The organism is Aquamicrobium sp. LC103 (assembly GCF_001014615.2).
Lineage (GTDB): Bacteria > Pseudomonadota > Alphaproteobacteria > Rhizobiales > Rhizobiaceae > LBCQ02.
In genome coordinates, this window is the sequence record NZ_LBCQ02000018.1 from 71,477 (window position 1) to 87,109 (window position 15,633).

The following is a 15,633-nucleotide window of genomic DNA, read 5'->3' on the forward strand; positions in this document are numbered from 1 at the left end:
AGATGCATGAAATGAAGGAAGAGAATAACGGTCTTGTCCAGGTGCGCACGCCGACCTACCGGCGCCCGGAAGCCCTGACCCGCTGCCTGAATTCCCTGCAGGCGCAAAGCTGGAAGAACTGGATCTGCAACGTCTATGACGATGACCCCGACGGTTCCGCCGAGGCGGTTTGCCGAAGGCTGGGCGACAGCCGCATCGTCTATACACGCAACGAGCCGCAGAAATTCGCCTCGAAGAACATCGACCAGTGCTTCTCGCTCACGAACGCCAACGATGCGGATTATTTCTGCGTCGTCGAGGACGACAATTCCATCCTGGAAAGCTTCTTCGAATCCAATATCGGCATCATCCGCGAGCAAGGCGTCGAGATCGTCCTGCGCAACCAGCTCATCGAACACAGGAGCGGCACGCCCGATGCCTATCTGAGCGAAACCGGTATCCTCGACGACCTCTTTCGCGAGGGCATCTACACGCCGGAGAAGTTCCGCCTCGCGCTGATGATCGGCATCGGCGTATCGAATGGCGGGCTGTTCTGGACGCGCTCGACGCGCTGTCCGCTGGAGATCCAGTATTCCTGTACCGCCACGCTGCAGGAATACATGCGTACCTTCTCCATATGCGAGCCCATTTACGTGGCGATGGAGCCCCTCGCCGTCTGGGCCGAGAATGCCGAGCAGACGACCCGCAACGCCGAATTGCGCAGCGGCTATCTGCGGCGCGAACTCGATCTCAAGAAGGCCGTCCGCACGCTGCAGCGCGTGTCCTGGGAAAAGGCGGCCGAGGCCGACAAGCTGAACTTCATGTCCGACAAGGCGTTCACCGCCGCTCCCGAGAACCGCGCGAAGGGGATCGCCAAGGCGCTTCCCCTCCATCGCTACGGCGGCAGGCTGGGTGCCAGGGAACGCATCGAGCTTACCTTGCGCGGCCTGATGATCGACTTGATCGGCAAGACGACCGACGATTTCGACGCCTTCGTCACCTCCCGGCTGACGGCCGACGGCGAAACGCGTCAATCGTCCTGAGGACCGTCAGCATCCTCGCCTGTGCCGGCCAGAAGCCCAAGGGTGCCGTCCAGGTCGGTCAGCAGGACCTCCTTGTTCAAGAGCCCCGCATCCTCCAGCCTTTCGAAGTCGGGTAGATCGCGCAGCGTCTCGAAGCCGAAATGGGAGAGGAATTCGGGCGTCGTAACATAGGTATAGGGCGCGCCGGGCGTGGGGCTTCGCGGCCCGAAGGTGATGAGGCCCGCCGAGCGCAGCTTGCCGATCAGATCGCGGCTTATCTCGCGCCCGAAGAAGGAGGAAAGCTCGCCGCGCGTGATCGGCTGGAAATAGCCGATCGTCATCAGAACGAGCGCCTCCTGCTGGCTCAGCTCCGCTGCCCGCTCGTCCGAGCCGTTGCCTGCCCTGATGGCGTTCGCGAAAGCCGGCCTGGTGCGATGCTGCCAGCCTCCGCCGACCACGACCAGCTCATACGGACGATTGCGCAGCTCCTCCTTTATGTCTTCGATGATCAGATCGAGATTGCAAGCGTTTCCCACCACCCTTGAAAGTATCTCGCGCGACACCGGCTCCGGAGAAGCGAAGATGAGGGCCTCGACGCGGCCCATCCATTCACGCCAGCGCATCTGCGGCGGCAGGTCGGCAAGCTCGCGATCGAAGAGGACATCCTCCTCCGGCCCTCGTTTCGGTTTCAACGCCTCGCCCGTCATGGTCACAACCCGTAGATGCGGAACGTGTCGCGGCCGGTGAGCTCGCGCACCGCGCCAAGCTCGACGAGGCGGTCGAAGAGACGGCGCAGCGCCCGGTCGGACAATCTCGCGCCCGAGGCGGCCGCCACGGTCAGGGCATCCTCCCGCAAGAGCCGTTCGACGATCGCGTCGGCTCCCTTCGCCCGAAGCTTCGGCGCCACGACAACCAGCCTTTCGGCGCGCCGCGCGATTTCCATGGCGCCATCGCACGCAGCCGCGGCCGCCCGCGCATAGGCGTGAGCGCATGCAAGCTGCCAGCTCTCGTCGCCGGGTCTCGCCGCCCGCCCGTTGGCGCCGGACCGATCGAAAATGCGGGTGGCAAGGAGAGGCACGGGATGCGGCCAGCGCAGCTTCGTCGAGAGCACCAGATCGGCCAGCCACAGGCCCAGCGGCATCGCCTCGGGGCTCGCCGCGACGACCATGCGCACCGCCTCGGCCGCGGCGACAAGTGCGGGTGCCGTCGGGTCGCGGGCAAGCGTCTCGCAAGCCGAGGCAGCTTCCACAAGCTCTTCCTCCGGCCTGAGGCCGAACGCCTCGATCGCGGCGGCGACACGTACCCGGCCAAAGGCCGCATCACTGGCTGCAAGCTGCTTCCAGCCGACGAGCATCCTTCCCGCCGGCCCGAAATCGTCGCCGGGTCGTGTGAGAAAGAAGGCGTCGCGAAGCGCCGCGACATCCTCGGTTCTGCCGGCCCGCCTTGCACACGCCTCCGCCGCCGCCAATGCGAGGCGCTGGCGCCAGGCACCCGCGGACCGCTCCCCGCGTCGCACGACCGCGTCGAGCGCGGAAAGCGCGGCGCCCGCCGAGAAGGCCGCCGTTTCGAGGTTTTCCGGCATTCGTTCGAGCCGCGCCCAGGAAGGCACGCCCACGTTGAGCACTTGCTCCCGGCTGTCGGCGTAAGTCGTCCCGCTCGCGCGTTTGCGCCGAAGAAGCGGAGGGCTGTCTGCAACTTCCATTTCCGATACGGGAATCATGATGCGAGCCTAACGCCACGCGGCGCTTCTCGCAGCTATTTTCGACAACAACCGCCGGGCCATCCGCACTTACCCACGGAACTTTGACGATGGTTCACGCATTGCTGCAAGATCGGCAGGGAGGGAATATGAGCGCTCGGGATCTTCGAAGGAACTACCTTACCAGACCGATCTATCGGTGGGCGCGGAGCGTCATGCCGCCGATCTCGGAGACGGAACGGGACGCGATCGACGCCGGCACCGTCTGGTGGGACGGCAAGCTCTTCACCGGCAATCCGGACTGGGAGGAATTGCTGGCCATGCCGCCCGCCCGGCTCAACGCCGAGGAGCAGGCGTTCATGGACGGTCCGGTTCGCGAATTGTGCGCGATGGTCGACGACTGGCAAATCGCCTGGCACGATCGCGACCTTCCCCCCGAGGTCTGGGCCTTCATGCGCGAGCAGAAATTCTTCGGCATGATCATACCGAAGAAATATGGCGGGCTCGGCTTCTCCAACACGATGCATTCGGAAGTGGTCCGCACCGTCTCTTCGGCAAGCGTCGTCGCCGGCGTGACGGTGATGGTGCCGAACTCGCTCGGCCCCGGGGAGCTGCTGATGCATTTCGGCACCGAGGAACAGCGCCAGTACTGGCTGCCACGCCTCGCCGAAGGCACCGAAATCCCGTGCTTCGGCCTGACCTCGCCGGATGCGGGATCGGACGCGGCCGCGATGACGGATACGGGCTTCGTCGAATATGGCGAGCATGAGGGCGAAAACGTCCTCGGCGTGCGCCTCGATTTCCACAAGCGCTACATAACGCTCGGCCCGGTCGCCACCGTAATGGGGCTCGCGTTCAAGATGCATGATCCCGACAATCTGCTCGGGCGCGGCGAGGAGCTGGGCATAACCGTGGCGCTGCTGCCGACCTCCACGCCGGGCGTCAGCCACGGCGAGAGGCATATCCCGCAATTCACCCATTTCCAGAACGGTCCGCTCTACGGCAAGGACGTGTTCATTCCGCTGGACTGGATTCTCGGCGGCAAGGAACAGATCGGCCAGGGCTGGAAGATGCTGATGACCGCGCTCGCGGCCGGCCGCGGCATATCCCTGCCCTCGCAATCGGCGGCGTCGGCGGCGATGTGCGCGCGGGCGACCGGCGCCTATGCGCGCGTCCGTACACAGTTCAACGTGCCCATCGGCATGTTCGAGGGCATTCGCGAACATATGGCCGATCTCGCCGCCAATGCCTATCTGATCGACGCGGCGCGCCGGCTGACGATCGCCGCCCTCGACCAGGGCCACAAGCCGTCGGTCATTTCGGCGATCATGAAGTTTCACGCGACCGACCGGATGCGGGAATCGATCGAGAAGGCCATGGATATCCACGGCGGCAAGGCGATCATCGACGGGCCGCGCAACTACATGGGTGGTCACTACCGCTCGGTCCCGATCGGCATCACCGTCGAGGGCGCGAATATCCTCACCCGCAACCTGATGATCTTCGGCCAGGGCGCAATCCGCTCGCATCCTTTCATGCTGAAGGAGTTGCTGGCGCTTTCCGACAAGGACGAGGAGGCCGGCCTCGAGGAGTTCGACCGCAATTTCTGGAAGCATGCCGGGCATGCGATCGCCAACGGCTTGCGCGCCTGGGGGCGCGGCTGGACCGGCGGCGCCCTCGCCCCGGCCCCCGAAAGTGCCGCGCTCAAACATCATTGGCGCCAGCTCTCGCGCTTTGCGTCGGCTTTCGCGCTTCTGGCAGACATGGCGCTGCTCACTCTCGGCGGCGAGCTCAAGCGCAAGGAGATGCTCTCGGCAAGGCTCGGCGACATCCTTTCCGAACTCTACCTCCTCGGCGCGGTGCTCAAGCGGTACGAGGACGAGGGACGGCTCGTGGAGGACAAGCCACTCGTCGACTATATCATGATCAAGGGTACCGGTCGCATGGCGATCGCCTTCGACGGCGTCCTTGCCAACCTGCCCGCGCGTCTCGTCGCCTGGAAGACGCGGTTTCTGACCTTCCCGCTCGGCGTGCCACGTCGCAGGCCGCCAGATCGGCTCACCAACATGGTGGCGGAAATGCTGATGAAGCCCAGCGCGCAGCGCGACAGGATCGCTCCGGACCTCTATCTGGGCGAGGGGCATGAGGAACATGCGCTGAAGGATCTGGAGGAGGCGTTCCGCATGGTCAACGAGGCCGAGCGGATCGAGAAGCAGATGCGCCAGGCCAAGGTGCGCGACGCAACCGAGGCGCAGGAACGCGGCTTCATAAGCGCGGAGGAACGCGACCAGCTCATCCGCGTCAAATCCGCCGTCGGTCGGGTGATCGCGGTCGACGCATTTCCGATGGAGGAAGTCTCCCCCGTCTCCTCGCAGCATCGCAAACGCCGATCCTCGAAGCCAAGGAGATCCGGCCGCGAAGCGGCGGAATGACCCCGCGGACGGCCCTTCTCCCCGCTCTGCGCAGGAAGCCGCGAAGCGATAAACGCCCATGCTCGACAAACACCCTGCCCTCCATTAGTTGAAGCGGTCAGCGCGACGGACCCGACGAATCGTGCAGAGGCGTCCGACTGACCAGCAAAAGGGGGCAGCCTTGACCGATATCCCGGCAATAATCGCCGAGCATTGGGAACTTGCGATCGGCCTTCTGGCGGCGGGCGCCTTTGCCGGCATCCTTGCCGGCCTGCTCGGCGTCGGCGGCGGCATCGTCATCGTGCCGGTCCTCTATCTGTTGCTCGATTCCTTCGACGTCGACAATGAAGTCGCCATGAAGATCGCCGTGGCGAGCTCGCTTTCGACGATCCTGGTAACCGCCATCTCGTCGGCGCGAAGCCACCGCAAGCGCGGCGCGGTCGACGAGAAGCTGCTCAAATCCTGGGGCGTGCCGATCTTCATAGGCGTGGTCCTCGGCACTATCGCGGGCGGCTATCTTCATGGCGACGTGTTGACCGCGGTCTTCGCGACCGTGGCTCTCATCGTGGCCGCCAACATGGTGTTCCGCGGACAGGGAACCCAGCTCTATGAAGGCTTTCCGAACGGCTTCATCCGCAATCTCTCGGGCCTGGTCGTCGGCGTGTTCTCCGCGATGATGGGCATAGGCGGCGGAACGCTCGCCGTGCCGATCCTCACGACCTTCGGCTACGATATCCGCAGGGCGGTGGGAACATCTTCGGCGATCGGCTTCGTCATCGCCGTACCGGGCACGATCGGCTACATCCTCGCCGGCTGGGGCGTCGAAGACCTGCCGCCGGGATCGCTCGGCTATGTCAATATCCCCGCCTTCATCGCCTTCGTGCCGCTGACCGTGCTTTTCGCGCCGGTTGGCGCAAGGCTCGCGCATGCCATTCCCCCGAAGGCGCTGCGCTACAGCTTCGCCGTGTTCCTGCTGATAACCGCGATACGCATGTTCGCGGGCCTCATCGATTGAGCGCCGCGACCGCCAAAATATGATGTTGCCTGTCTAGTTTTTTGGTGCCAAGGATTCCCGACGGGAAGCTTGCCCGTGTGCCGCTGAGCCAGATGAGGACTTGATCATGAGGCCCGTTCAAATCGCAGCCGCGGGCATCGCGGCCGTCACGCTCGCCCTGCCCGCCTTCGCGGTCGAACCCGAAGACGTCCTGCAGACCTATTCCGACATCGCGCTTGCCACCTACGAGGACAGCCTGACGACGGCGAAAGCGCTTGACGCGGCAGTGAAGGCACTCGTTGCAAGCCCTTCACAGGAAACGCTTTCAGCCGCGCGCGAGGCCTGGCTTGCCGCGCGCGTTCCATACCAGCAGTCGGAAGCGTTCCGCTTCGGCAACCCGATCGTCGACGATTGGGAAGGCCGCGTGAACGCATGGCCGCTCGACGAGGGGCTTATCGACTATGTCGATGCTTCCTACGGTTCGGAATCCGACGCGAATGATTTCTACACCGTCAATGTCGTCGCCAACGGCACGATCAGCGCCGGTGGCGAAACGCTCGATACGGCGACGATCACGCCGGAACTGATCCAGTCGCTACACGAACTCGGCGGTATCGAGGCGAATGTCGCCAGCGGTTACCACGCGATCGAGTTCCTGTTGTGGGGCCAGGACCTGAACGGCACGGGTCCCGGCGCTGGCAACCGACCCCATACGGATTTCGACACCGCCAACTGCACGGGCGGCAATTGCGAGCGCCGCGCGCGATATCTGACGGCCGCATCCGAACTGCTGATCGCGGATCTCGAGGAAATGGTCGCCAACTGGCAGGCCGACGGCGAAGCCCGCAAGGGGCTCGCCGAAGCCGCGCCGGAAGCCGGCCTGACCGCGATCCTCACCGGTCTCGGCTCGCTTTCCTACGGCGAAATGGCCGGCGAGAGGATGAAGCTGGGCCTCCTCCTGAACGATCCCGAAGAGGAACACGACTGCTTCTCCGACAACACGCACAATTCGCATTTCTACGACGTGCGCGGCATCGTGAATGTCTGGAACGGCTCCTATGAGCGGATCGACGGCACCAAGGTGGAAGGCGGCAGCCTCGCCTCGCTCCTGCGCGAGAGGGACGCCGCCCTCGCCGACGAGATGGGCGCCAAGCTTGCCGCCACGGTGGACGCCTTCACGACGCTCAAGAAGCGCGCCGACGACGGCGAGGCCTACGACCAGATGATCGGCGAGGGCAATGCCGAAGGCAACGCCGCGGTCCAGGCGGCCATCGACACGCTCGTCGACCAGACGCGCTCGCTGGAACGGGTAATCGCGGCGCTCGACCTCTCGGGCGTGACCATCGAGGGCTCCGACAGCCTCGACAATCCCGACGCCGTTTTCCAATGATCGCCTGAGCGGGGGCTCCCTCCGCTCCCGGAGCCAAATCATGCGGGCGCGCCTGCGGCCAGATATCCTGTTTTTCCCCGCCCTCCTGTTGGGCGCCGGCCTGGCATTCGCATCCTCGTCCCAGCGGGACGACCTCGACGCCGGCGACGCCGCCCGCGTCGCCAGGGTGACGAAACCGGCCGCCTCGTTCGAGGCAAGCGAGCGTTTCGAGACGATGCAGGGCGGAGCGGCGACCTCGAAGAAGCTCGTCAACGCGGATGTGTTCTCGCATCCTTCAGCAAATCTCGATTTCGCCGACCAGCAGCGCTTCCTGCTTGGCAACGGGCTTTTCCGCAAGGACTGGGTTTCCTCTCCATCCTCCACCCAGGCTTCGGACGGGCTCGGTCCGCTCTTCAACGCGCGGGCCTGCCAATCCTGCCATTTCAAGGACGGGCGCGGCCATGCGCCCATCGGCCCGGGCGACGGCGCGCTTTCGCTGCTTGTCCGCGTCTCGGTGCCTCCGGACGCCGAGCAGGCGGCGACGATCGCGTCCGGTGCATTGGCCGCCTCACCCGATCCGGTCTACGGACTTCAGATTCAGGACAATGCGGTCGCCGCCCTTCCGGCCGAAGGCAAGGTGCGGATCGAATATCAGGAGATCGAGGTTCCACTCCATGGCGGAGAGACGGCAAGCTTACGCAAGCCATCGCTGTCGATCACCGATCTCGGCTACGGCCCGCTCCATGGCGAGGCCATGCTGTCGGCACGCGTCGCTCCGCCGATGATCGGCCTCGGCCTCATCGAAGCGATCCACGTGAGCGATATTCTCGCGCGCGAAGACCCGGATGATGCGGACGGCGACGGCATCTCCGGGCGCGTCCATTGGGTGCGCGACGCAAAGGGCGACAAGCAACCCGGCCGTTTCGGCTGGAAAGCCATCGAACCGACCGTCATGCAGCAGACGGCGCATGCCTTTTCAGGCGACATGGGATTGTCGACGCGATTGGCGCCCGATCACTGGGGAGAATGCACCAAGGCGCAATCCGCCTGTCGCGCCCTGCCGCACGGTGCGCAGCCGCATCTGGGCGCGGAGGAGGTGTCGGGAGACCTTCTCGACCTGGTTTCCTTCTATGCTTCCAACCTCGCGGTTCCGGCACGGCGCGACACGGCCGACGAGCGCGTGCTTGCCGGCAAACGTGTCTTCTATGAAAGCGGCTGTGCCTCCTGCCATGCGCCGAAATACGTCACCCGCCGCGACGCCGGGGACCCCGCGCACCGGTTCCAGCTCATCTGGCCCTACACAGACCTTCTCCTGCACGACATGGGCGATGGTCTTGCCGACGATCGGCCGGAGGGCCGGGCGAGCGGCCGGGAATGGCGCACGCCGCCGCTATGGGGCATCGGCCTGACGAAAACGGTCAACGCCGACGCCACCTTCCTGCATGACGGGCGCGCCCGCACGCTCCTCGAAGCGATTCTGTGGCATGATGGCGAGGCGCGGAAGGCGCGGGAGCGGGTGGTCGAGATGGAGAAGGAAGATCGCGTCGATCTTCTCCGCTTCCTGGAGTCCTTGTGATGAAACAGGCATTGCTTGCCGGCGCGATGCTGATCCTGGCGCTTGCGCCGACCGTTGCGCAGGACCAGGCATCGGCCATTCCGGCCGATATCGGCGCGCGCGTGGCCGAGGGCTTCGCGGCTCCCTCGCTCACGGCCTTTTCCGCGACCGCGAACGAATTGAGGACGGAGATCGGCGGCCTCTGCGACCGACCCGAACCCGCGCGACTGTCGAAGGTCCGCGAGGCATTCGTCCCGCTCGTCGCGGCCTGGGGGCGCGCCTCGATGCTGCGCTTCGGCCCCTTGCAGGAGGAAAACCGCTTCGAGCGCATCTTCTTCTGGCCCGACGCACGCGGGGTGACGCTGCGACAGGTCGAGGCATTGCTGGCCGAAGGCGATGCCGCCGTGCTGGAGCCTGGCGCGCTTGCCGCAAAGAGCGTCGCCGTGCAGGGCCTGCCTGCGCTCGAATTCGCGCTTTTCGGCACCGGTTCCGATACGCTCGCAGATGGCGAAGGTTCCTTTAGATGCCGCTATGCACTCGCGGTCGCCGCCAATGTGGAGGCGGTCGCCGGAGCAATCGCGCAGGCATGGCGGCCCGGCACCGCCTTCCGGACCGCCTTCGTCTCGCCCTCCTCGGCAAGCGACCCCTATCGCTCCGCGGAGGAAGTGGCCGGCGAGATCGTGAAGGCGATCGGCACCGGGCTGCAGTTCACGCGCAATGCGGAGCTGCTGCCGGCGCTCGGCGAAAGCATCGCCAAGGCACGCGGCAAGCGGGCGCCTTTCTGGCGCAGCGACACGACCTTCGTCCTCGTCTCGGCACAGATCGAGGGATTGAAGACTTTCGCGGAAGCGGCTGGATTTGCAGCTTCTTCTTCCCCCGACGTACGGGACGCGGTCGCCTCTCTCCTGTTCGACCTCGACCACGCGATTTCGACGCTTGCCGAGGTCGCGACCCCGCCGGCGGAAGCTTTCGGCACGGCAAGCGACCGCGACCGCCTCGCCTATGTCGGTGTCGCGCTGGAAGGGGCCAACCATACGCTTGGGGAAAATCTCGCGGCCGCCCTCGGTCTGAGGATGGGTTTCAATGCGCTCGACGGAGATTGATCGCCGGACCTTTCTGGCACTCGCCGGCGTCGCTGCGCTTGCACCGGCGCAGGCCGCGCGCGCGGCCGAGGAAGCCCTGTTTCTCGGCGCGCGGCTCAACGCGGGCAAGTTCGAGGCAGCCGTCATCGACGAGCGCGGTCGCGACCGTCTGGTGCTGCCGCTCGAAGCACGCGGCCATTCCTTCGCGATCGACAGGGCGAACAGCCGCGCCGTCGCCTTTGCCCGTTCGCCGGGCCGCTTCGCCGTCGCCTTCTCTTTGAACGGGGCGACGGAGCCTGTGGCGATCGCCGCCGCGCCCGGCAGGCACTTCTTCGGCCACGGCATCTTCACGCCGGACGGGCGGCTGATGATCGCGACGGAAAACGACTACGAGGCCGCAAACGGCGTCATGGGCGTCTACGACGCCACCAATGGCTTTCGCCGCATCGGCGAATTCCCGACCGATGGGATCGGCCCGCATGAGGTGCTGCTTCTCAATGACGGGAAAACGCTGTGCGTGGCCAATGGCGGCATCCAGACCCATCCCGATTTCGAACGCGTCAAGCTGAACATCGCCATGATGGAGCCGAGCCTCGCCTATGTCGACATCGCCAGCGGCGAGGTGGTCGAGAAGGTGAAGCTCGTGCCGGAATTGCACCAGCTTTCGATCCGGCACATGGCGCTCGACGCGCGGGGGAAGGTGTGGTTCGGCTGCCAGTATGAAGGCGCGGCGGGCGACGAGCCGCCGCTGGTCGGCCGCCACAGGCGGGGCTCGGCTATCGAGCTTTTCTCCGGCCCGACGGCAATCCTTCGCGCCATGCGCAACTATGTCGGCTCGGTCGCGGTCGACGCGTCCGGCTCGATCCTCGGCACATCATCGCCCCAGGGCGGCGTCGTCGTCTTCTGGGACACGGCCACCGGCGACTGCCTCGGCAGCAGACTGCTTGCCGACGGGTGCGGGATCGCGCCTTCGGATGCTCGCGAGATGATCGTGACGAGCGGGCGCGGGGCGATCGTCAAGGCCGATCCCGCCCATATGACCACGGTGCTTCGCGAGAATCCCGCCGCGCCCGCGTGGGACAACCACCTGCGCCGGATCTGAGGTTCGAGGCAGCGCGGCTTTCCGCTGCCGGCACCTATGTGCCGCGAAGGATGCAGCGCGCGGCGTAGCCGGTCGGGCTCGCCGTCGGAAAACTCAGCGGTCCCGTTCCGCGACGGAAAAGATGATCTCGCCCTTGCCGAGGACGGCGTTGTCGCCGCCATATCGGCCGACCACCCCGCCGAGAAGCGGCTTCCTGGATATTCCGTCCGCGATGAGATGGCGGTCGACGAGGGCGGCGAAAACGAGGTCGGGCGAGCCGCTTTTCACGAAACTCGGCGAAAGCCGCCTGGGCGACCGGTCGAGCAGGATCGAACCGCGGCGCATGAGATAGCCGGGCAGCTTGCCGACCTCGCCGGCGATCGCCAGCGTTCCCGCGATCATCCGGCAGCCGGCATAGTCGCCGCTTCCCTTCAGGACCGCGATGAGACCGCGCCGCATGCGGTCGCCCGCGCAGTCTCCCGCCCTGCCGCGCACGACCAGGACGCCGCCGGCCATGCCGGCCATTTCACCCGTCAGCGGTCCGCCGAGCCGATCGCCGGCGTCGCCGCCGATCTCCAGCCGCCCGCCGCGCATGGCCGAGCCCGCATGTGGCCCGGCATCGCCCTCGATCGTCAACGCACCGCCTGTCATCTTCCGTCCGGCCTGCGCGCCGACATTCCCGACGACGCGAATGGAGCCCTCGTCCAACCCGCTGCCGACACAGTCGAACCTGTCGCTTCCGCCTTCGAAGACCAACTGGTCCGCATCGTTTCCAGCAACGCTGAAAAGATCGCCCACCGTCAGCGCATGCTTGGAGATTCCGAGCCGGATTTTCTCCATATCACGCTTGGCCATGCCCGCGAGGGAGCGCGGCACCAGCGGCGAAAGGTCAAGCCGTTCAGGCGGTTGCGCCCTTAAGGTGAAGGTCAGGGCGCTCACGGCAGCAAATCCTTCAGGTGATAGTGAAACTTGCCGAGTTTTCCGCCGTAGTTTCCCGCGGTTATGCGCGACGCGCCCATCTCGGAGCCGAGATCGGTGACCGCCTTGATGCCGGCCTTCATCGCCGCCGCGACCGCGTCGCTGTTCTCCCCGTCTATGACGATTTCGAGAACCGCGTTGGTGTCGGCATCGAGCGCGCTTGCGATCACGCCCCGCAATATGGGCGCGAAGGCATCATTTGTGGAGGCGATCATGCCCTTGTACTTGCCGCCGATCTTGGAGCCCGAGCGTACGATGCCGCCCGGAAACGGCATGATCGCGCCGCGCACCTTGCCGATCGCCACCACCGCCGCCTCCGCCGCTCTCAGGGCCTTTTCACTGCTGCCGGCGAGCAGCAGCAGATTGCCACCACCGACCGCCCCCTTGGTGAGGCCGGTCGTCGCCTCGCAAAGGAATTCCCCGTCCATCACCGGAATGCGCCAATAGTGCCTGCCGCCGAGCTTCTTCGAAATCTGCCAGCCGTCGCCGAAATAGCGGATCGCGGCGCCGAGCTTGAGCTGCGTCTCACCGTCGAGACCTGCAAAGCATGCGCTGCCGGGCGCGGTGAGCACGCATTGGCCTACGCGGTTCTGCAGCTGCTTCTGCAATTCCTCCGTGCTGACGGCGAACATCATGACCCGGCACCCGGGGCGGCCATCCGGGGTCTCGGCGGGATCCATCTCCACGTCGATCGCCGCCTCGCAGCCGCAGCCGATCACCGAAGTGGCAAATCCCGTCATGGAGATGGCGGCCTGCCGCGCCCACTTCGCGTCGGGTCCGGTGATGACGATCGCCGTCGCCCGCATGCCGAAGGCCTCCGCAAAGGTGTCCTCTATGGCGACGCCGTTGACGTTCATGCTCTGCATGGCACCTCGCCGAAGGGATTTTCCCGTGCGATCGCCCAGTCCGGGAAGGTGAACCAGTCGAGCGACAGGCCGTAACGTTCCTGATGGTAGGCTTCGAGCCGGCGGACCATCGCCTTGTCCGGCGACGGATTGAGCCGAAGCGCCCTGCCCCAGCGGTATTTCTCGATCTCGCCGTCCCTGACGACCAGTTCGCCGTTCTTGAACACCAGCGCGGCCGCTTCGAACATTCGCGCCACGTCATCCTGTTTGCGGTAGACCGCGATGTCGGCCAGGGCGCCGGCACCGAGGTGCCCGCGATCGGCGAGCCCGAGGAGTTTCGCGGGCGCGGCACGCGTCATGATGGCGACCTCCTCGAAACTGTATTCGCGCTCGATCGCCGGCAGCGTCGTCAGCGAAAGCGCGCGCTTGGGCAGGCCTTCGGCGACCTCCCGCCGCGCCTCCTTGCGCATCAGCAGCTCGAAAAGCCGCGGATAGGCGGTGAAAGGCGCGCCGTTCGGATGATCGGTGGTGAAGAAGACCCGCCACGGATCGTCGATGAGCAGGAAGAGTTCTAGCCCCACGGCCCATTGTACCGAGCCGTAGAAGTCCTTTCGATATCGGTAGGGCACGATGCCGCCGCCATTGCCGTCGCCGTCGATGATCACGCTCTTCCTCGGATCGGCGCCGCCGCGCGCGGAGAACTGGCGCATGACGTCGGAAGAGATCGTGACCGTCTGGCCGAACATGACCTGGCCGATGTCGATGGTGATCTCCGGCGTGGCGTTCACCAACTCGGCAAGCCGAGCGCCCGCCGACGAGAATTTGCGAGAGCCTTCCGTGCCGTAGCCGTAGAATTGGAGATGCGCGAGATGCAGCGGCACGCCTTCGGCTGCCGCAATCGTCGCCGCCGCCGTCTCCGCCGCGCCCGGCGCGCCGAGATTGTTGCAATGGACGTGCAGCGGATGCGGAATGCCGAGTTCCGCCACCGCCGCTTGCAGCGTCTTGACGATCCGGCGCGAGCTCACGCCGTAGGAGGGCACGACGTCGTCGAGCGAGAAGGTACGTACATTCTCCTTGAAGGCGGTCGCCGCCCCCGCATTGATGACCTTGACGCCGAGCGCGCGCGTCGAGGCGACCGTCCAGGCGACATAGTCCTCGATCATGGAGGAGGACGCGTCGTCGCGGATCATCGACAGGAGAAAATCGTCATTGCCGAGGATCGCCAGCGTCGCCTTGTCGATGATCGGTATGTCGGCGAGCTCGAGATGGGTGTGAAGCGCGCTGCCCGGAGACATCGCCGGCTCCACCACCGTCGTGAAGCCCATCCGCGCGTAGAGCCGGCCGGTCTCGAACGCCGTCCAGCCGAGGCTGGAAAGCGGCGTCACGGCGGGTCGCGACGCATGCGCGGCATAATGTTCGGGCAGAAGCAGGCGCGCGGTGTTCACGTTGCCGCCGCCGATATGGGAGTGGATGTCGATCGCCCCCGCCATGACGATGCATCCGGAAGCGTCGAAAGTGGCGTCGGGGCGCCGCGAGGCGGGCGGCTCGACGATCGTCTCGTCCTCGATCCAGAGATCGCCCGTGCCGGAACGGCCATTGAGGGGATCGACGATCTCGCCGCCCGAAATCCTGGTCAGCATGGCGCCTCGGCTCCCTCGGGCAGGTGGGCGATGATGGCGCGAAGGACGGCGGCGGCGGGCAATTGCGAGGATGACCGCGCCGCGACCGCCGCAAGGGTTCCGGTCCTGACCGAATAGGAAACCGCGTCGTGATCCAGACCCGGATCACCGACCGCAATCGTGACGTCGGCACCTACGGCCGGCCGCGCGGTCTTTGCAACGGCGATCAGGCTCGCACCCGCTGCCGCCGGCGGAGCCTCGCCGCCCGTTGCGGAAAGCCACAGATGCAGATCGGCTTCACCCGCATCCAACATCCGGCCGGCGTTCCACCGCCACGGATCGTGCTCCGGATATCCGCGCGAGAAGCCGGTCCGGAGCGGGAAGCCCGTGGTCCATGTCGAAGTCAGCGCGGCTCCCCATGCTTTTTCGCTCGCCGGCAGGTGCAGGGTGGATGCGCGCTTGCGGCGGTTGATATCCGAGACGAGACCTTGCAGCATTTCCAGCGTCAATCCGTCGGCCTCGCCGCCGCCGAACAGGAACACCGGAAATCCCGCCTCGGCCAGCGCCCCCTTGAAACCGTCGATATTGGTCACCTCGGCCGTTACCTTGCGCCCGGCGCAGAGCGCGCGAACCGCTGCGAGCGTGCCCGCAAGATCGGTTCCCTCGCAGGAAAGGAGCGTGACTTCCCTTCCGCCCAGCCGTTTGGGAGCGCCGCGATCCGCTCCGATGAGGAACAGTCCGCGTTTGCCGCCTGTCGCGAGGTCGGGGACGGAGATGGCCAGCTCCTCGACATAGGCGCGATGGCTTTCCGGGATTTCGCCCACGAAGACGATCATGTCGGCCCGCCGTCGGGCCTCCCCCGGCAAGATGAACATTCCGCCGCTCGCGGCGATCACCGCGGCCTCCCGCGCCGCCGCTTCGCCATTTACATAGTCGCAGGACGCGCCGACACGCGCGGCAAGCGCGAGCGCGGCACGCGTGCCATGCACATCCGTATCG

At 65.9% G+C, this 15,633-nt stretch carries 13 protein-coding genes; 7 read left to right on the forward strand and 6 right to left on the reverse strand.

What is annotated here, in order from left to right:
* Positions 1–11 precede the first annotated feature (11 nt).
* Positions 12–1,022: a glycosyltransferase gene (locus XW59_RS27795; RefSeq protein WP_047148922.1), complete on the forward strand. Its 1,011-nt coding sequence runs from the start codon at positions 12–14 to the stop codon at positions 1,020–1,022.
* On the opposite strand, the gene XW59_RS27800 is transcribed toward XW59_RS27795, so the two are convergent.
* Positions 1,010–1,708, reverse strand: coding sequence for an SMC-Scp complex subunit ScpB (locus XW59_RS27800; protein ID WP_047148859.1), 699 nt, complete (start codon positions 1,706–1,708; stop codon positions 1,010–1,012). The two genes, XW59_RS27795 and XW59_RS27800, sit on opposite strands and share 13 nt — an antisense overlap.
* Before the next feature lie 2 nt (positions 1,709–1,710).
* A complete protein-coding gene (locus XW59_RS27805) occupies positions 1,711–2,616 on the reverse strand; it encodes a DUF1403 family protein (RefSeq protein ID WP_170990242.1) in 906 nt (301 codons plus the stop codon).
* A 233-nt stretch (positions 2,617–2,849) separates the two neighbouring features.
* Between XW59_RS27805 and XW59_RS27810 the strand changes: the two genes are divergently transcribed.
* From XW59_RS27810 to XW59_RS27835, 6 genes are all read left to right on the forward strand, one after another.
* Positions 2,850–5,132, forward strand: coding sequence for an acyl-CoA dehydrogenase (locus XW59_RS27810; RefSeq protein ID WP_047148858.1), 2,283 nt, complete (start codon positions 2,850–2,852; stop codon positions 5,130–5,132).
* Between the two features lie 160 nt (positions 5,133–5,292).
* Positions 5,293–6,126: a sulfite exporter TauE/SafE family protein gene (locus tag XW59_RS27815; protein WP_348639340.1), complete on the forward strand. Its 834-nt coding sequence runs from the start codon at positions 5,293–5,295 to the stop codon at positions 6,124–6,126.
* A gap of 106 nt (positions 6,127–6,232) precedes the next feature.
* Positions 6,233–7,495: an imelysin family protein gene (locus XW59_RS27820; protein WP_047148857.1), complete on the forward strand. Its 1,263-nt coding sequence runs from the start codon at positions 6,233–6,235 to the stop codon at positions 7,493–7,495.
* Positions 7,496–7,535: 40 nt separating this feature from the next.
* Positions 7,536–9,050 (forward strand): di-heme oxidoredictase family protein, encoded by a 1,515-nt coding sequence (locus XW59_RS27825; RefSeq protein WP_047148856.1) that lies wholly within the window; start codon positions 7,536–7,538, stop codon positions 9,048–9,050.
* The gene (locus XW59_RS27830) at positions 9,050–10,132 is read left to right on the forward strand and encodes an imelysin family protein (RefSeq protein ID WP_052958554.1); all 1,083 of its coding nucleotides are present in this window, start codon (positions 9,050–9,052) and stop codon (positions 10,130–10,132) included. Before XW59_RS27825 ends, XW59_RS27830 begins: the two co-directional genes overlap by 1 nt.
* Complete coding sequence (locus tag XW59_RS27835) at positions 10,113–11,213, forward strand: DUF1513 domain-containing protein (protein WP_047148855.1); 1,101 nt, start codon at positions 10,113–10,115, stop codon at positions 11,211–11,213. Before XW59_RS27830 ends, XW59_RS27835 begins: the two co-directional genes overlap by 20 nt.
* Before the next feature lie 93 nt (positions 11,214–11,306).
* On the opposite strand, the gene XW59_RS27840 is transcribed toward XW59_RS27835, so the two are convergent.
* The 4 genes from XW59_RS27840 to XW59_RS27855 are packed head-to-tail and all read right to left on the reverse strand — an operon-like array spanning position 11,307 to position 15,623.
* Positions 11,307–12,131, reverse strand: a complete 825-nt coding sequence (locus XW59_RS27840) for a formylmethanofuran dehydrogenase subunit C (protein ID WP_047148854.1) — start codon at positions 12,129–12,131, stop codon at positions 11,307–11,309.
* Entirely contained in the window at positions 12,128–13,036 is a 909-nt protein-coding gene (gene fhcD, locus XW59_RS27845; RefSeq protein ID WP_047148853.1) for a formylmethanofuran--tetrahydromethanopterin N-formyltransferase, read from the reverse strand. Before fhcD ends, XW59_RS27840 begins: the two co-directional genes overlap by 4 nt.
* Complete coding sequence (locus tag XW59_RS27850; RefSeq protein ID WP_047148852.1) at positions 13,024–14,655, reverse strand: formylmethanofuran dehydrogenase subunit A; 1,632 nt, start codon at positions 14,653–14,655, stop codon at positions 13,024–13,026. Before XW59_RS27850 ends, fhcD begins: the two co-directional genes overlap by 13 nt.
* Positions 14,649–15,623, reverse strand: coding sequence for a tungsten formylmethanofuran dehydrogenase (locus tag XW59_RS27855; RefSeq protein ID WP_246666252.1), 975 nt, complete (start codon positions 15,621–15,623; stop codon positions 14,649–14,651). The genes XW59_RS27850 and XW59_RS27855 overlap by 7 nt, the downstream gene beginning before the upstream one ends.
* Positions 15,624–15,633 lie beyond the last annotated feature (10 nt).